The 16653-nt window shown below is 75.8% G+C and carries 13 protein-coding genes; 6 read left to right on the forward strand and 7 right to left on the reverse strand.

Annotation, left to right across the window (positions count from 1 at the left end; genetic code table 11):
* Positions 1-3: 3 nt before the first annotated feature.
* A complete protein-coding gene (gene argJ, locus FLM69_RS06995; protein WP_141843633.1) occupies positions 4-1164 on the reverse strand; it encodes a bifunctional glutamate N-acetyltransferase/amino-acid acetyltransferase ArgJ in 1161 nt (386 codons plus the stop codon).
* Positions 1161-2201, reverse strand: a complete 1041-nt coding sequence (gene argC, locus FLM69_RS07000; protein ID WP_095694725.1) for an N-acetyl-gamma-glutamyl-phosphate reductase — start codon at positions 2199-2201, stop codon at positions 1161-1163. Before argC ends, argJ begins: the two co-directional genes overlap by 4 nt.
* Before the next feature lie 102 nt (positions 2202-2303).
* On the opposite strand from argC, the gene FLM69_RS07005 reads away from it, so the two are divergent.
* The 3 genes from FLM69_RS07005 to FLM69_RS07015 all read left to right on the forward strand — a co-directional run bounded on the left by FLM69_RS07005 (position 2304) and on the right by FLM69_RS07015 (position 8771).
* Complete coding sequence (locus FLM69_RS07005) at positions 2304-3305, forward strand: quinone oxidoreductase (RefSeq protein WP_101967703.1); 1002 nt, start codon at positions 2304-2306, stop codon at positions 3303-3305.
* Between the two features lie 121 nt (positions 3306-3426).
* Positions 3427-7434 carry a Pls/PosA family non-ribosomal peptide synthetase gene (locus FLM69_RS07010; protein ID WP_141843635.1) on the forward strand — a complete coding sequence of 1336 codons (4008 nt, stop codon included), beginning with the start codon at positions 3427-3429 and terminating at the stop codon, positions 7432-7434.
* Positions 7431-8771 carry a M1 family metallopeptidase gene (locus FLM69_RS07015; protein ID WP_141843637.1) on the forward strand — a complete coding sequence of 447 codons (1341 nt, stop codon included), beginning with the start codon at positions 7431-7433 and terminating at the stop codon, positions 8769-8771. The genes FLM69_RS07010 and FLM69_RS07015 overlap by 4 nt, the downstream gene beginning before the upstream one ends.
* Before the next feature lie 18 nt (positions 8772-8789).
* Here FLM69_RS07015 and FLM69_RS07020 read toward each other — a convergent pair whose 3' ends face one another.
* From FLM69_RS07020 to pheS, 3 genes are read right to left on the reverse strand one after another with little or no spacing between them, the layout of a single operon-like run.
* A complete protein-coding gene (locus tag FLM69_RS07020) occupies positions 8790-9410 on the reverse strand; it encodes a 4'-phosphopantetheinyl transferase superfamily protein (RefSeq protein ID WP_141843638.1) in 621 nt (206 codons plus the stop codon).
* 2 nt (positions 9411-9412) lie between these two features.
* The gene (pheT, locus tag FLM69_RS07025) at positions 9413-11992 is read right to left on the reverse strand and encodes a phenylalanine--tRNA ligase subunit beta (protein ID WP_141843640.1); all 2580 of its coding nucleotides are present in this window, start codon (positions 11990-11992) and stop codon (positions 9413-9415) included.
* 3 nt (positions 11993-11995) lie between these two features.
* Complete coding sequence (pheS, locus tag FLM69_RS07030) at positions 11996-13078, reverse strand: phenylalanine--tRNA ligase subunit alpha (protein ID WP_012750956.1); 1083 nt, start codon at positions 13076-13078, stop codon at positions 11996-11998.
* 86 nt (positions 13079-13164) lie between these two features.
* On the opposite strand from pheS, the gene FLM69_RS07035 reads away from it, so the two are divergent.
* Entirely contained in the window at positions 13165-13572 is a 408-nt protein-coding gene (locus tag FLM69_RS07035) for a CHY zinc finger protein (protein ID WP_095694728.1), read from the forward strand.
* Positions 13569-14018 (forward strand): hypothetical protein, encoded by a 450-nt coding sequence (locus FLM69_RS07040; protein WP_095694729.1) that lies wholly within the window; start codon positions 13569-13571, stop codon positions 14016-14018. Before FLM69_RS07035 ends, FLM69_RS07040 begins: the two co-directional genes overlap by 4 nt.
* A 45-nt stretch (positions 14019-14063) precedes the next feature.
* On the opposite strand, the gene FLM69_RS07045 is transcribed toward FLM69_RS07040, so the two are convergent.
* Positions 14064-14726, reverse strand: coding sequence for a pyroglutamyl-peptidase I (locus FLM69_RS07045; protein WP_370510500.1), 663 nt, complete (start codon positions 14724-14726; stop codon positions 14064-14066).
* 92 nt (positions 14727-14818) lie between these two features.
* On the opposite strand from FLM69_RS07045, the gene FLM69_RS07050 reads away from it, so the two are divergent.
* Positions 14819-15892 (forward strand): Rv2578c family radical SAM protein, encoded by a 1074-nt coding sequence (locus FLM69_RS07050; RefSeq protein ID WP_095694731.1) that lies wholly within the window; start codon positions 14819-14821, stop codon positions 15890-15892.
* 34 nt (positions 15893-15926) lie between these two features.
* Here the strand turns inward: FLM69_RS07050 and FLM69_RS07055 are convergent, their stop codons facing one another.
* A complete protein-coding gene (locus tag FLM69_RS07055; protein ID WP_095694732.1) occupies positions 15927-16439 on the reverse strand; it encodes a (deoxy)nucleoside triphosphate pyrophosphohydrolase in 513 nt (170 codons plus the stop codon).
* Between the last annotated feature and the right edge of the window lie 214 nt (positions 16440-16653).

Consider the following 16653-nt stretch of genomic DNA (forward strand, 5'->3'; position numbering starts at 1 on the left):
TCCTCACGTGGAGTAGGCGGAGTTCTCGTGGACGTAGTCGTGCGTCAGGTCGTTGGTCCAGACCGTGGCCTCGGCGTCGCCGGCGTGCAGGTCGACCTCGACGAGCACCTCGCGGGCCGTCAGGTCCACGCGGGAGCGGTCCTCCCCCACACCGGAGGCGCGGCACACCTGGACGCCGTTGAAGCGCACGTCGAGGGCGTACGGGTCGAAGGCGGCGACCGACTCCGGGACCGTGCCGACGGCGGCGATCACGCGTCCCCAGTTCGGGTCCTGGCCGAAGATCGCGGTCTTGAACAGGTTGGAGCGGCCGACGGCGCGGGCGACGGCCTCGGCCGCCTCCTCGGTCTCGGCGTGGACCACGCGCACGGCGATGTCGTGCCGGGCGCCCTCGGCGTCGGCGACGAGCTGGCGGGACAGGTCCGCGCAGACCTCGTGGAGGGCCGCGGCGAACGCCTCGGGCGCGGGCGCGGTCCCGGACGCGCCCGAGGCCAGCAGGATCACGGTGTCGTTGGTGGACATGCACCCGTCCGAGTCGACCCGGTTGAAGGTGGCGCGCACGGCCTCGCGCAGGGCCGCGTCGAGGGCGGGGGCGGGGACGTCGGCGTCCGTGGTGATGACGCTGAGCATGGTGGCCATGCCGGGTGCCAGCATGCCCGCGCCCTTGGCCATGCCGCCCACGGTGAAGCCCTCGCCGCGGGCCACGGCGGTCTTGGCCACGGTGTCCGTGGTCTTGATCGCGACGGCGGCGTCCTCGCCGCCGGCCGGGCTCAGGGCGGCGACCGCCTCGGACACGCCCGCGGTGAGGGTGTCCATCGGCAGGCGTTCGCCGATGAGGCCGGTCGAGCAGACGAGCACGTCGTCGGCGGAGGTCCCGAGGGCCGCGGCCGCGTGCTCGGCGGTGCGACGGGCGTCCTCGAGGCCCTCGGCGCCGGTGGCCGCGTTGGCCCCGCCGGAGTTCAGGACGACCGCGGTGGCGCGACCGTCCCGCACGGCGCGGCGGGTCCAGACCACGGGGGCGGCCGCCACCCGGTTCTCGGTGAGGACGGCGGCGGCCGCGTCGCGCGGGCCCTCGTTGACGACGACGGCGACGTCGGGCGTGCCCGAGGCCTTCAGCCCCGCGGTGACGCCGGCCGCCCGGAACCCCTGTGCTGCGGTGACGCTCACGGCGCGACCCCCTGCTGCTCGAGCCCCGCCTGCTCCGGCAGGCCCAGGGCGATGTTCATGGACTGCACGGCGCCGCCGGCCGTGCCCTTGGTGAGGTTGTCGAGCGCCGCGCAGACGATCACGCGGCCGGCCCGCTCGTCCACGGCGAGCTGCAGCTGCACGTGGTTGGAGCCGAGGACCGCCTTCGTGGTGGGCCACTGCCCCTCGGGGAGCAGGTGCACGAAGCGTTCGCCGCCGTAGGCCGCGGCCCATGCGGCGCGCACGTCCGCGGCGGCGACGCCGGGGCGCAGCCGCGCCGTGGCCGTCGCGAGGATGCCGCGCGACATCGGCGCGAGCGTGGGCGTGAAGGAGACGCGGACCGGCTCGCCGGCCGCCTGGGCCAGACCCTGCTCGATCTCCGGGGTGTGCCGGTGCCCGCCGCCGACGCCGTACGGGCGCATCCCGCCCATGACCTCGGCGCCGAGCAGGTGCGGCTTGAGCGCCTTGCCCGCCCCGGAGGTGCCCGAGGCGGCGACGATCACCACGTCCTGCGGCTCGAGCAGCCCCGCGGCGAAGCCGGGCGCGAGGGCGAGGATCGAGGTGGTCGGGTAGCACCCGGGGACGGCGATGCGGCGGGTGCCGGCGAGTCGCTCGCGCTGACCGGGCAGCTCGGGCAGGCCGTAGGGCCAGGTCCCGGCGTGCGCGGTGCCGTAGAAGGCCTCCCAGTCCGCGGCGGACTCGAGGCGGTGGTCGGCGCCCGCGTCGATCACCAGGGTGTCCGGGGAGCGCTCGGCGATCTCGGCCGCGAGCGCCCCGGAGGCCCCGTGGGGCAGCGCGAGGATCACGACGTCGTGACCGGCGAGGACGTCCGCGGTGGTCTCGGCGAGGACGCGGTCCGCTAGGGCGTGCAGGTGCGGCTGGAGGGCGCCGAGGCGCTCCCCCGCGTTCGAGTGGGCCGTGATGGCTCCGACGGTGACGGACGGGTGGCCGGCGAGCAGGCGCAGGGCCTCTCCCCCGGCGTAGCCGCTGGCTCCGGAGACGGCGACGGTGTGGGTCATGGCCCCATCCTAGCGTAGATATGCGTTGCACGGAATATCTATGCGTTGACTCGGGTCCCTCGGGACGGGCCGGATGTCCGGGCCCGCTCCTAGAGTGGGGCCATGACCACTGCGAACACCCCCGCCGTCCCCCGCACCCACCACGCCGTCGTCGTGTCCGCCACGGGCGGCCCCGAGGTCCTGCAGTGGACCGAGACGGAGGTGCCCTCCCCCGCACCGGGGCACGTGCTGGTGCGGACCGCCGCGGCGGGCCTGAACTTCATCGAGACGTACCAGCGCTCCGGGGTCTACGCGATAGACCTGCCCTTCACCCCCGGCACGGAGGGCTCCGGCGAGGTCGTCGCGCTCGGCGAGGGCGTGGACGCCGCGCTCCTGGGGGCCCGTGTCGCCACCGCGACGGCCACCGGTGCGTACGCCGAGCACTTCACCGCCCCCGCGGATCGTCTCCTCGCCGTCCCGGAGGGCATCGACCTGGCCGAGGCCGCCGCCCTTCCGCTGCAGGGCATGACGGCCCACTACCTCTGCCGGTCCACCTTCCCGGTGGAGGAGGGCCACACGGTGGTCGTGACGGCCGGTGCCGGCGGCGTGGGGCTCCTGCTCACCCAGCTCGCGACGGCCCGCGGCGCCCGCGTGGTCACCACGGCGTCCACGGAGGAGAAGCGGGAGCTGTCCCGGGGCGCGGGCGCCGTCGCCGCGGTGGACTACCCGGACCTCGCCGCCACGGTGGCCGAGCTGACCGACGGCGAGGGCGCGCACGCCGTGTTCGACGGCGTGGGGAAGGACACCTTCGACACCTCGCTCGAGGTGCTGCGCGTGCGCGGCACGCTCGTGCTCTTCGGCGGGGCCTCCGGGCAGGTGCCCCCCTTCGACCTGCAGCGGCTCAACGCGGCCGGCGCGCTGTACGTCACCCGGCCCTCGCTGGTGCACTACACGCGCACGGGCGAGGAGACCCGCTGGCGTGGTGGAGAGGTGTTCGGGGCGTGGGCCTCCGGCGAGCTCGACGTACGGATCGGCGAGCGCTTCCCGCTGGCGGACGCGGCCGCCGCGCACGCCGCACTCGAGTCCCGGTCGACGACGGGCAAGGTGCTGCTCACCCTGTCCTGAGCCGGACCCGCCCGGTGCCTTCCAGGCGCCCCGCGCGGCCGCGGGCGGGGCATAGAATGTCCCGCTGCGGCCTGGTCCGCGTCCGACCCTCGGTTTGCCGCTCACACCCCCGGAGGCCCCTGTGTCCCTTTCGTCCGCCGCGCCCACCCCGCCCTCCGTCCCCCTCGACCCCGCGGGCGGGCCGCATCGGCCGCAGCTGCCCGGCTCCGAGCGCACCCCGCCCGCCCGGACGCTCGTGGAGCTCTTCGACGCCACGGCGCGCGAGCACCCGGACGCGACCGCCCTGGACGACGGCGTCGAGCCGCTGACGTACGCGGAGCTGCGGGAGCGCGTCGACGAGACCGCCCGCCACCTGTGGGCCGCCGGCGTGCGGGCGGGAGACCGGGTCGGCGTGCGGATCGCCTCGGGCACGGCCGCGCTGTACGTCTCGATCCTCGGCGTGCTCGCCGCCGGCGCGGCCTACGTCCCCGTGGACGCGGACGATCCGGAGGAGCGCGCCCGCCTCGTGTTCGGCGAGGCGAAGGTGGCCGGCGTCCTCACCGACGAGCGGGTCTACGCCCCGCACCCCGAGCACACCGCGGACCCGGCCGCGGAGGCCCGCGCCCCCGGGCTCGAGGACGACGCGTGGATCATCTTCACCTCTGGCTCGACGGGCACCCCCAAGGGCGTGGCGGTGAGCCACCGCTCGGCCGCGGCCTTCGTGGACGCCGAGGCGCGGATCTTCCTGGCGGACGATCCGCTCGCCCCGGGCGACCGCGTGCTGGCGGGACTGTCCGTCGCGTTCGACGCCTCGTGCGAGGAGATGTGGCTCGCCTGGCGTCACGGTGCGTGCCTGGTCCCGGCCCCCCGCTCGCTCGTGCGCTCCGGCATGGACCTCGGCCCGTGGCTCGCCGAGCGGCGCATCACCGCCGTGTCCACCGTGCCGACCCTCGCCGCGATGTGGCCCACCGAGGCCATGGACAACGTCCGGCTGCTGATCTTCGGCGGCGAGGCCTGCCCGCCCGAGCTCGCCGCGCGCCTGGCGGAGGACGGCCGCGAGGTCTGGAACACCTACGGCCCCACGGAGGCCACCGTCGTCGCGTGCGCGGCCCCGCTCACGGGTCTCGGCCCGGTCCGCATCGGCCTGCCCCTGGACGGCTGGGACCTGGCCGTCGTCGACCCGCAGACCACGCTGCCCGTGGCCGAGGGCGAGACGGGCGAGCTGATCATCGGCGGCGTCGGCCTGGCCCGCTACCTCGACCCGGCCAAGGACGCCGAGAAGTACGCCCCCATACCCTCCCTCGGCTGGGAGCGTGCCTACCGCTCCGGCGACCTCGTGGTCTTCGAGCCGGAGGGCCTGCTGTTCGTCGGCCGCGCCGACGACCAGGTGAAGCTCGGCGGCCGCCGCATCGAGCTCGGCGAGGTGGACGCGGCCCTCCAGGCCCTGCCCGGCGTCCACGGCGGCGCCGCGGCCGTGCAGACCACCCCGGCGGGCCACCAGATCCTCGTCGGCTACCTCGTCCCCGCGGACCCCGAGGCCGAGCTCGACCTGCACATGGCCCGCGAGCACCTCGCGGCGGAGCTGCCGGCCGCACTCGTGCCCCGGCTGGCCGTCGTGGACTCCCTGCCCACGAAGACCTCCGGCAAGGTGGACCGCCACGCGCTGCCGTGGCCCCTGCCCGGCGCCGAGGTGGACGAGGACGCGCCCCAGCCGAACGAGGACACCGCCGACGGCTGGGTGCTGCGCCAGTGGGCGGACGTGCTCGGCGCGCCCCCCAAGGACGCCGACACCGACTTCTTCGAGGCCGGCGGCGGCTCGCTCGCCGCTGCCCAGCTCGTGGCCCGCCTGCGCCTGCGCCACCCGGCCGTGACCGTCCAGGACGTCTACCGCAACCCCACCGCCGGGGCCCTCGTGGCCGCCGTCGTGGGCGACGACGGCCCCCGCGGCATCGAGGTGCACGACCGGCACGTCGACCGCACCCGCCACCGCACCCAGTGGGTCCAGACCCTCGTGGGACTGCCCGTGTTCGTCCTGCCCGCCCTGCGCCTGGGCGTGTGGACCGGCCTGGCCCTGAACCTGCTGACGCTCTCCGGGCTCGCGCCCGGGCTGCCCACCGTGCCGTGGTGGGTGCTGATCGTGGCCGGTCTGCTGGTGGTGACCGTGCCCGGCCGCATGCTGCTCACCGCCGCGACGGCCCGGCTGCTGCTGCGCGGCGTGAGCCCCGGGTCCTACCCGCGCGGTGGCCGCGTCCACCTGCGCCTGTGGCTCGCCCAGCAGATCAGCGACCTCGTGGACCCCTACTCGCTGGCCGGCGCCACGTGGGTGCCCGCCTACGCGCGACTGCTGGGCAACCGGATCGGCAAGGACGTGGACATGCACACCGTGCCACCGGTCACCGGCATGCTCACGGTCGAGGAGGGCGCCGCGATCGAGCCTGAGGTGGACCTGTCCGGCTACTGGGTCGACGGCGACGTCGTCCGGCTCGGCGAGGTGCGCATCGGCGCGGACGCCGTCGTGGGCGCCCGCTCCACGCTCCTGCCGGGCGCCCAGGTCGGCGCCGGGGCGCACGTCGAGGCCGGGTCCACCGTCGCCGGGCGGGTGCGCGGCGGCCAGCGCCACGCCGGCTCCCCCGCCGTCAAGGTGGGCAAGGTGAAGTCCCGCGGCCCCGCCGAGGCGCCGCGGGAGACCCCGGGCTGGCGCCTGATGGCGACCGTCCTCTCGACCCTCATCTCCCTCCTTCCGCTCGTCTCCGCCGCCGCGGCGGCCGCGGTGGCCGCGTGGTCGCTGACCTGGTGGCCGCCGGCCCCGGAGGCGGGGCCGCTGGCCGCCGTCGGGACCACCGCGGCGCGCCTGCTGGCCGCAAGCCCCCTGGTGGCCGGCGTCTGGTTCCTGACCCAGATGCTGCTCGTGCTCGTCACCGTGCGCCTGCTCGCGCTCGGCATCACGGAGGGGCACCACCCCGTGCGCTCCCGGGTCGGCTGGCAGGTGTGGGCCACCGAGCGCGTCCTCGACGCCGCCCGCGACCAGCTGTTCCCGATCTACGCCTCCCGCTTCACGCCGACGTGGCTGCGCCTGCTGGGCGCCGAGGTGGGCCGCGGCGTCGAGGCCTCCACCGTGGTGCTCCTGCCCTGCATGACCCGCGTGGGCGACGGCGCGTTCCTCGCCGACGACACGATGGTCTCCTCCTACTCCCTCGACGGCGGGTGGATGCACGTGGCCCCCGCGAAGGTCGGCAAGCGCTCGTTCGTGGGCAACTCCGGCATGGTGCCCGGCGGCCGCACCCTGCGCCGCGACTCGCTCGTGGCGGTGCTGTCCACCACCCCGGCCAAGACCAAGGCGGGCACGTCCTGGATGGGCTCCCCGCCCGTGCGCCTGCGCCGCAACGAGGTCACCGCAGACGCCGCCCTCACCTACGACCCGCCGGCCCGACTCAAGGCCGCCCGCACCGCCTGGGAGCTGCTGCGCGCGATCCCGGTGTGGCTGCACGTGGCCCTGTCCCTCGCCGTCGGCGCGACGCTGGCCGCCCTCATCGCGGTCGGCACGTGGGCGCTGGCCTTCGTCCTGGGCGGCGTCGTCCTGCTCGCGGCCGGCGCGGTCGCGGCGAGCCTGACCGTGCTCGCCAAGCGGGTCTTCGTCGGCCGGATCCGCGCGGGCGAGCACCCGCTGTGGTCCTCGTTCATCTGGCGCAACGAGGTCGCGGACACCTTCACCGAGTTCCTCGCCGCCCCGTGGTTCAGCCGGGCCGCGGCCGGCACCCCCGCCCTGGTCTGGTTCCTGCGCGCGATGGGCGCCCGCATCGGCCACGGCGCCTGGGTCGAGTCCTACTGGCTGCCCGAGGCCGACCTCGTGGAGCTCGGCGACGGCGCCACCGTGAACCGCGGCTGCGTCGTCCAGACCCACCTGTTCCACGACCGCGTGATGTCCCTGGACGCCGTCGTCCTGGAGGACGGCGCCACCCTCGGCCCCCACTCCGTGGTGCTGCCCGCCGCCCGCCTGGGCCGCGGCACCACCGTCGGTGCCGGGTCCCTCGTGATGCGCGGCGAGGAGCTGCCCGCCGGCACGTGGTGGCTCGGCAACCCGGTCTCCCCGTGGCGTCGTCCCGACGGCGACCCCGCCGCCGCGGCCACCCCCTCCCGAGAGGAAGCATGAGCACCGATCCCTACGTCCCGGGCGTCGGCACCGACGCCGCCACCGTCGAGCACATCGCACTGGACCTCGACGTGCGCCTGGCCGCGAACCGGGTCTCCGGCACCGCCGTCCTGCGCGTGCGCCTGACGAAGCAGAGCCGCCGCATCGAGCTGGACCTGTACCGGCTGCGCGTGTCCCGGGTGGACGCCGTCGTCGACGGCCGCGCCGTCGCCTCCTCGTTCACCCAGCCGGGCCGCGCCCCGAGCCGCCTCGTCGTCGACCTGGACGAGAGCCGGCCGGAGGGCACGCTCGTGGAGCTGACCGTGGTCTACGCGGGCACGCCCACGCTGCGGCGCAGCCCGTGGGGCACGATCGGCTGGGAGGAGCTCACGGACGGCGTGCTCGTGGCCGGGCAGCCCCACGGCGCCTCCACGTGGCTGCCGTGCGTGGACTCCCCCACCTCCCGCTCGACGGCGGAGATCACCCTCACCTGCGATGCGGGCTACCTGCCCGTCGCCAACGGCGTGGGCGCGCCCGTGCGCACGCGCGGCTCGCGGGTCACGTGGCGGTGGCGGCTCGACCAGCCCGTGCCCGCCTACCTGCTCAGCGTGCAGATCGGCCGCTACCGGCTCGTGGACGCCGCCCCTCCCGCCGAGGGCCTGCCGCCGCTGCGCCTCGTGGTCTCCCCGCGGACCGAGCAGCGGGCCCTCCGGGCCCTTGCCCCCCAGCCGGCCATGATGGCCACGTTCATCGACGCCTACGGGCCGTACCCGTTCGAGGACTACACCGTGGTCGTGGCCGACGAGGAGCTGGAGATCCCGCTCGAGGCCGCGGGCATGTCCCTGTTCGGCACCAACCACCTGGACGGCTCGTGGGAGTCCGAGCGGCTGATCGCCCACGAGATGTCCCACCAGTGGTTCGGCAACGCCGTGACCCTGGGCCGCTGGTCCGACCTGTGGCTGCACGAGGGCTTCGCCTGCTGGTCCGAGTGGCTGTGGGCCGAGGCCTCGGGGCGGTCCAGCATCACCTCGATGGCGCGGCGGGCCTGGCAGAAGCTGGCCGCGCACCCGGTGGAGCAGGCGCTGGCCGAGCCCGGGCCGGAGGAGATGTTCGAGGACTGGGTGTACAAGCGCGGCGCGCTCACCGTGGAGGCGCTGCGGCACCTGCTCGGCGCGGACCTCTTCGGCTCCATGCTGCGCGCCTGGGTGCAGGAGCACCGGTTCGGCACCGTCGACTCCCTGGGGCTGCGCACGCACGTGCACGCGTGGGCCCCGCACGCCGGGGTGAGCCGGGCGCAGGTGGACGAGCTCTTCGACGCGTGGACGCTGCGGCCCGCCCTGCCGCCGTTCCCGGGCTGACCCGGCCGCGCGGTCGACTCAGCGGCCCCGCCGCGCCAGCGCCCCGACGAGACCGCACGGCAGCCGGTCGGTGAGGTCCTCCAGCACGACGTCGGCCGGCACGGTCAGCGCGTCGACGGCGGCGGGGTCGCCCGTGAAGCCGGTGCCGGCGGCCTTCACGAGCGCCTCCTTGCGCGTCCACAGCCGGGCCCGCGCGGCGGGCCTCTCGGGGGTGGGAAGCTCCCGCACCCGGGCGCGCTCCGCCGTCGAGAAGCCCACCCCGCCCAGTCCGTCCTCGTCCGCGAAGGCCGCGGCGTCCGCCCGCTCGACGTCCACCCCGAGGCCGAGCCCGTCGGCGGGCCGTGCCGGCGCCCACCACGCCCCGATCCGCGCCCGGTCCTCGGCGCCGGGCATCCGGACGCGCGTGAACGAGACGAGGGCGACCCGGCCGGGGGGCAGGCCGGTCAGCGCGGGGACGCCGTGCGCGGCCGAGCCGCAGCCCGCGCAGGCGTGCCGGAGCCCGAGCGGACCCACCGGCACGCCCCAGGCCGCCGTCAGGGCGGTGCGCACCTGACCGAGCAGCGCGGAGACGGCGTCGGCCGCCCCCGCCGAGGCGGGGACGGCCGACGTCAGGCCCCACGGGCCGGTCGCGGCGGACACGGTCAGCGCTGGACCGCCCCGTGCCGCTGCGCCGCGAGCGCGGTGGCCGCGGCGCGGGCCTCGGAGGCCTCCTCCGCGGTGAGCGTGCGGTCGGGGGCGCGGAAGCGCAGGGAGAACGCGAGGGACTTCCGCCCCTCCGGCACGCCCGCGCCCCGGTAGACGTCGAACAGCTCGACGGCCTCGAGCAGCTCCCCGGCGCCCTCGGCGAGGGTCGCGCGCACGTCCCCGGCCACGACGGCCTCGTCTACCACGAGCGCCACGTCCTGCGTGCTCACGGGGAACGTGGACAGCGGTGCGGCGACCACGGTCTCAGGGGCCGCGGCGCACAGCGCGTCCAGGTCCAGCTCCCACACGCTCGTGCGGGCGGGCAGGTCCTCGGCCTCGAGCCACTGCGGGTGCAGCTCGCCGGCCACGCCCACCACCCGGTCCCCGTGCTCGGTCACGACGACGAGCTCGGCCACCCGGCCCGGGTGGAAGGCGTGGTGCCGGCCCTGCCGGACGGTCAGCTCGACGCCGAGGACGTCGGCCACGTCGAGGGCTCCGGCGACCGCGTCCTGCCAGTCCACCGGGCGGGGGGTGTGGTCCGGCCCGGGCGCCGAGTCGTGCCCGGCGTACAGGCCGGCCACGTGCCACGGCTGGGCGGGGATGCCGGCCTCGAGGTCGGCGAGGACCTCGGCGGAGGGGTGGACCGCGCGCGGGGGGATCGTCGCCGAGCCCAGCTGCGCGCCGGGCAGGAAGACCTGCCCCATCTCGTACAGCGCCAGGTCGCGGAAGCCGCGGCCGAGGTTGCGGCGCGCGGTCTCGACGAGGCCCGGCAGCAGCGACAGGCGCAGGTGCCGGTACTGGGAGGCGATCGGATTGGCCAGGGCCACCATCGTCAGGGCCGGGCCCTGCGCGTCCGAGTCCGCCCCGAAGCGCCGGTTCTGCTCCTCGGAGACGAACGGGTAGGCGAGCACCTCGGTGAGACCCGCGGCCGCGAGCGCGGCCGACACGCGGCGACGCTGGGCCTGGCGGCGGGTGAAGCCGCGGCCCGGCGGGGCCACGGGCACCACGGAGGGGATCGCGTCGTAGCCGCGCAGGCGCGCGACCTCCTCGGCGAGGTCCTCGGGGATGCGCAGGTCCGTGCGCCACGACGGGGCGGTCACGGTCAGCCGCGGGGCGGCGCCGTCGGCGGCCTCGGTCACGGTCACCTCGGCACCCAGGGCACGCAGCGTCTCCACGACCTCGTCGGTCGTGTACGCCACGCCCACCAGGGCGGAGGGGAAGTCGGCGGCCATCTCGACGACGGCCGGCTCCGGCCGCGTCCCGACGTCGGTGACCCCGGGCTCGGCGGTGCCGCCGGCGAGCTCGACGAGCAGCTGCACGGCCCGCTCGGCCGCCTCGTCGGCGACCTCCCAGTCGACGCCGCGCTCGTTGCGCTTCGACGCCTCCGAGGGCAGGCGGTGCCGGCGCCGCGTACGGGCGATCGACACCGGGTCGAAGTTCGCGGACTCGACCACGATCGTGGTGGTGGCGTCCGTGACCTCGGTGGCGGCCCCGCCCATGACGCCCGCCAGGCCGATGGGGCCGGAGTCGTCCGTGATGAGCAGGTCCTCGGGGTCGAGCTCGCGCTCCTTGCCGTCGAGGGTGGTCAGGGTCTCTCCGGCCCGCGCGCGACGCACCACGATCTCACCGGAGAGCGTGTCCGCGTCGTAGAAGTGCAGGGGCTGGCCCAGCTCCCACATCACGTAGTTGGAGATGTCCACCGGCAGGGAGATGGTGCGGATGCCGGCCAGGCGCAGGCGCGCGGCCAGCCACGGCGGGGTCGGACGGGTCGCGTCCACGCCGGAGACCGTGCGGGCCACGAAGCGGGTGGCCCCGGGCTCGCCGTGGATCGGCGCGTCGTCCTCGATCCGGACGGCCGGGCCGGCGTCGTCGGCCGCGGGCGGGTGGACGGCGGCGGCCGGGTCCGTGAAGGGCACGCCGGTGGCGTGCGCATACTCGCGCGCGACGCCGCGCATCGAGAACGCGTAGCCGCGGTCGGGCGTCACGTTGATCTCGGCGGCCTCGCCGTGCAGGTCCAGGACGTCCCGGGCGTCGGTGCCCAGCTCGGGGTCGAGCCCGAGGTCGCCGAGCACGATGATCCCGTCCGTGCCGTCGTCGCCCATGCCCAGCTCCGCGCTGGAGGCGATCATGCCGGCCGAGACGTGGCCGTAGGTCTTGCGGGGGCTGATGCGGAAGTCGCCGGGCAGCACCGCGCCGGGCAGGGTCACGACGACCTTGTCCCCGACCTCGAAGTTGTGGGCGCCGCACACGATGCCCTGCACGCCGGAGGGCTCGATGCCCTCGCCGGTGAGCGGCTGGGCGGCGCCCTCGGGCACCACCCGCACGGAGCACCAGTTGATGGTCTTGCCGTTCTTCTGCGGCTCGGGCTCCTTGGAGAGCACCTGCCCGACGACGATCGGGCCCTGCAGCTCGGCGGCCGGACGGTGGACGTCCTCCTCCTCGAGGCCGACGCGGACGAGGTCGGCCATCACGTCCTCGGCACGGTGCTCCGCGGGCACGGGGACGAACTCCCGCAGCCAGTCCAGGGGGATGCGCATGGATCAGACCTCCATTCCGAAGTGCTGGGAGAAGCGGACGTCGCCCTCGATCATGTCGTGCATGTCCGGGACCTCGTTGCGGAACATGAGCGTGCGCTCCACGCCCATGCCGAACGCGAACCCGGAGTACTCCTCCGGGTCCAGGCCCGCGGCGCGCAGCACGTTCGGGTGCACCATGCCGCAGCCGCCCCACTCGATCCAGCGGGGCCCGCCCTTGGCGCCGGGGTGCCAGATGTCCAGCTCGGCGCTGGGCTCAGTGAACGGGAAGAAGTTCGGGCGCAGGCGGATGGCCGCCTCGGCCCCGAACATCTGGCGGGCGAAGTACTCGAGGGTGCCGCGCAGGTGGGCCATGGTCAGGCCCTTGTCCACGGCCAGGCCCTCGAATTGGTGGAACACCGGGGTGTGCGTGGCGTCCAGCTCGTCCGTGCGGAAGGTGCGGCCCGGGCACAGCACGTAGGTGGGGGCGCCCCGCTCGAGCAGGGAGCGCATCTGCACCGGGGAGGTGTGGGTGCGCAGCAGCAGGTGGGCCTCAGCCGGGGCCACGAAGAAGGTGTCCTGCATCTCGCGGGCCGGATGGTCCGGCGCGAAGTTGAGGGAGTCGAAGTTGAACCACTCGGACTCGAGCTCGGGGCCCTCCGCGATCTCCCAGCCCATACCGACGAAGATCTCCGAGACACGGTCCATCGTCAGCGAGAGCGGGTGACGGGCGCCGACGCGGCGGCGACGGACCGCGGTGGTCACGTCCACCGTCTCCTCGCGCAGGATCCGCGCGGCCTGCTCCGCCTCGAGCACCTCGGTGCGGGCGGCCAGGGCCTTGCCCAGGCGGCCGCGTGCGGCGCCCATGAGCTTGCCGGCCTCCGCCTTGCGCTCCTTGGGCAGAGCGCCGATCGCCTTGTTCGCGAGAGTCAGGGGGGCCCGGTCACCGGTGTGGGCCAGGCGGGCGGCCTTGAGCTCATCGAGGTCCGCCGCGGCCTCGTACGCGGCGAGCGCGGCCTGCACGGCCGCCTCCACCGCCTCCGCGTCCACGGGGGAGATCTCCGCCACGGGCGCGGTGGGCTCCGCGCCGGTCTCGGGGCTGGGTGTCATCAGGGCAACGACCTTCGCATGGGGGACGGTGGGACGCCCGTCAGTCTAGTGTCCGCCCCGGACGCGCTCGGCCTAGGCTGAGGCGCATGACCGCCCCGGACTCCCTCGACGGCACCGACCCGCTGCTGCGGGGCGTGGGCCTGGACGCGCAGACCCGCTGCGCCCATTACGCCACGGCGCGGGACGTCGTCGCCCTGCGCTTCGCCTGCTGCCCCGCGTACTGGTCCTGCCACCGCTGCCACGCGGAGCTCGCCGACCACCCGGCCGTGCCGGTGCCTGCCGGCGAGTTCGACCGGCCGCATGTGCTGTGCGGGGTGTGCCGCACCGAGCTGAGCGTGACCGCCTACCTCGCCCTCGAGGCCACCGCCGATCCCGCGTGCCCGGCCTGCGGGGCGCCGTTCAACCCGGGCTGCGCCGCCCATGCCCCGCTCTACTTCGACGTCCCCGCGTCCGGGTCCCCCGCCGGTGACGTCGACCCCGCGACACGGCCGTGACCGCGGCCCCCTCCCGGCCGTCGCCTCCGGCGCACGTGCGGGCGCGCGGGCTGTGGAACCTGCTGAACCTGGCGACGCCGCTGGGGCTGGTGGGCGCCGTCGTCGCCGGCTGCGCGCTGCGGCCCGGGCCGCACGGGCTGATCGAGGCCCGCGGCTGGACGCACCGGTTCCCGGGCGGGGCCGCGTTCACGGTCGGCGACGTCGTGTTCACCCGCCCCGGCCTGCGCATGACGCCCGCGCTGTGGCGGCACGAGGCCGGCCATGCGGACCAGTACGCCCTCCTGCTGGGTCTGCCCTTCCTGCCGGCGTACGCGCTGGCGGCGGCGTGGTCGATGTGGCGGACCGGGGATCCGGCCTCGCGCAACGTCTTCGAACGACGCGCGAGCCTGGCCCTGGGCGGCTACATCGAGCGGCCCGTGGTCCGCGGCCTGCGGCGCCGCCGCTGACGGGCACGGGCGATCGCGCCGACACGGACCCGGGGTCCGGGGAGGTCAGTGCAGGGTGCCGCCGGGGACGTCGAGGTCGGGGCCGCCGGCCAGCGCCGTCAGGGCGGCCTCGGCCACCGCGCGCGCCAGGTCGGCCGCGGGCAGGGCCGGGGTGTCCGGCGTCGGGCGGTGCTCGGTGTCCCACGGCACGTGGATGAAGCCGGCGGCCCGGGCGGTGCCGGGGCCGTCGAGGAGCGAGTACAAGACGTGGTTGCACACGAACGCGCCCGCGGACAGGGACGGCTCCGCGGCGACGCCGGCCTCCCGGATCGCGGCGACGGCACGCTTGGCGGGCAGGGTGGCGAACAGGGCCGCGGGACCGTCGGCGCGCACGGGCCGGTCCACGGGCTGCTCCCCCGCGTTGTCCGGGATCCGGGCGTCCTGCAGGTTCACGGCCACCCGTTCGACCCGGACCGTCGCCGTGCCGCCAGCCAGCCCGACGGCGATCGCCACCTCCGGCCGGACCCGGTCGAGGGCCGCGGTCAGGGCCGGCCCGGCCGCGCCGAACGCGCACGGCAGCTCGACCGCCTCGGCCGTCACACCCCGGTCCGCCAGGATGCCCACGGCGTCCCGCGCGGCGGCGATCGACGGGTTGTGGACATCGCCGCCGAAGGGCTCGAAGCCCGTGAGCAGGACGCGGGCGGCCGGGGCGGGTGCACGGGAGGTCATGGCGACCACGGTAGGCGCGTCTCGGCGCCCGCGCCACGCCCGGACTCGAACACGCTTGCGGGTCGATTCGAACATGTGTTCTACTTCTGGCCATGCGATGGGAAGCGCAGACCCTGCGGTCCGAGGGCGGAGCCCAGCGGGCGACGGCCGGCACACCGGCCGGCTCCGCCGCCCTGCTGCCGCTCTCGGACCTGCAGCGGAGTGTCACCACCCCGGAGTTCGCGGGCGTCACCTTCCATGAGGTGCTCGCCAAGACCGCGCTGAACTCTGTGCCGTCCGCCTCGGCCATGCCGTTCCGCTGGACCGTGAACCCGTACCGCGGCTGCACCCACGCCTGCCGGTACTGCTACGCCCGCAGCACCCACACCTTCCTCGAGCTCGATGCCGGGGCCGACTTCGACCGGCAGATCGTCGTGAAGGTCAACGTCGCCGAGGTGCTGCGCGCCGAGCTCGCCCGCCCCACGTGGGGCCGCGAGGCGGTGGCGTTGGGGACCAACACGGACCCGTACCAGCGGGCCGAGGGCCGCTACGCGCTGATGCCCGGGATCATCCGAGCCCTGGCGGATTCCGGCACCCCGTTCTCCGTGCTGACCAAGGGGACCCTGCTCGCCCGGGATGTGCCCCTGCTGCAGGCGGCCTCGCGCCAGGTGCCCGTGCAGGTCTCGCTCTCCCTGGCGATGCTCGACCCCGCCATCGCCGCCGCGGTCGAGTCGGGCACGCCGTCGCCGACCGCACGCCTGCGCCTGATCGAGCGGCTCGCCGCCGCGGGTGCGGACGTCACCGTCATGGCCATGCCTCTGCTGCCGTGGCTCACGGACGGGGACCGCGAGATCGACGCCCTCATGCGCGCGCTGGCGGACGCCGGGGCGGCGCGTGTCATGCCGGGCGCCCTGCACCTGCGGCCGGGCGCGAAGGAGTGGTACCTGGACTGGATCCGCCGCGAGCACCCGGATCTGCTGGCCGGCTACGAGCAGATGTACGCCCGGTCCGCCTACGCGCCCGAGTCGTACCGTCGCATGCTCACCCGCGTGGCCGGGGAGGCCGCCGCACGGCACGGCCTGGCCCGCGGCGGCGCGCACGGCATCCGGCGCGAGGACGGTCCCCCGGCCCGGCGCACCCCGGCACCCCGGCTCTCCGCTCCGGCGGCGCAGCCCGCGCTGTTCTGACCCGTCCGCGGGGCACGGCCGGCCGCGCGCCGGCTCAGCGCCCCGCCGAGAACGCCGTGGCGGCGCCGCGGAGCACCTCGGCCACGATCGGCCGGTCCGCCGGGATCCAGTCCAGGTGCCGCACGCCCGGCCCGGCGAGCGGCAGCCACGCCAGCAGATCGTGGTCCTGCAGGGCTCGGGGCGTCGCCCCCTCCTCCGCGAGGACGCCCCAGAACACCCGCATCCGGGCGCCGTTGGCCAGCTCCCACCCGGCCGGCTCCGGCGCCGCCACCTCGGGGCCGAGCCGCACGGCGACCCCGAGCTCCTCCCGGCACTCCCGCAGCAGCGCCTCCTGGGCACCCTCTCCCGGCTCGACCTTGCCCCCGGGGAACTCCCAGAGTCCCCGCAGCGCGGCGGGCGCGCTGCGGCGGGCCGCCAGCAGGCGGGTCGGCGCGGCCGCATCGTCGAGCAGCGCGAGCCCCACGACCAGCCGCGGTCGCGCACCGTCCCGGGGCGACGTCGTCGGGCGGGCGGGGAGCACGGGGCGAGCAGGTGTGGCGGAGGTCATGAGCCCAGGCTAGCGAGGCCCCCGCCCCCGCAGACCGGAGTCCGTAGGCTGGGTCGGTGCCCACCCTGTCTCTTATACACAACCGACCCCTCCGACGACCCCATAAGTGTTGGTCTCGGCGGGCGCCCCCGCTTTTCAATAAACAAATAAATCTGTCGCGTATACACATGGTCCGCTGCCGCGAATATGCCACACACACAGATACGTAACAGTA

This window comes from Micrococcus sp. R8502A1 (assembly GCF_006704135.1).
Lineage (GTDB): Bacteria > Actinomycetota > Actinomycetes > Actinomycetales > Micrococcaceae > Micrococcus > Micrococcus luteus.

Coding starts and splice junctions, on each gene's coding strand:
- argC (WP_095694725.1), bottom strand. CDS start 2,201: ATGACCCACACCGTCGCCGTCTCCGGAGCCAGCGGCTACGCCGGGGGA.
- FLM69_RS07005 (WP_101967703.1), top strand. CDS start 2,304: ATGACCACTGCGAACACCCCCGCCGTCCCCCGCACCCACCACGCCGTC.
- FLM69_RS07015 (WP_141843637.1), top strand. CDS start 7,431: ATGAGCACCGATCCCTACGTCCCGGGCGTCGGCACCGACGCCGCCACC.
- pheT (WP_141843640.1), bottom strand. CDS start 11,992: ATGCGCATCCCCCTGGACTGGCTGCGGGAGTTCGTCCCCGTGCCCGCG.
- pheS (WP_012750956.1), bottom strand. CDS start 13,078: ATGACACCCAGCCCCGAGACCGGCGCGGAGCCCACCGCGCCCGTGGCG.
- FLM69_RS07035 (WP_095694728.1), top strand. CDS start 13,165: ATGACCGCCCCGGACTCCCTCGACGGCACCGACCCGCTGCTGCGGGGC.
- FLM69_RS07045 (WP_370510500.1), bottom strand. CDS start 14,726: ATGACCTCCCGTGCACCCGCCCCGGCCGCCCGCGTCCTGCTCACGGGC.
- FLM69_RS07050 (WP_095694731.1), top strand. CDS start 14,819: ATGCGATGGGAAGCGCAGACCCTGCGGTCCGAGGGCGGAGCCCAGCGG.
- FLM69_RS07055 (WP_095694732.1), bottom strand. CDS start 16,439: ATGACCTCCGCCACACCTGCTCGCCCCGTGCTCCCCGCCCGCCCGACG.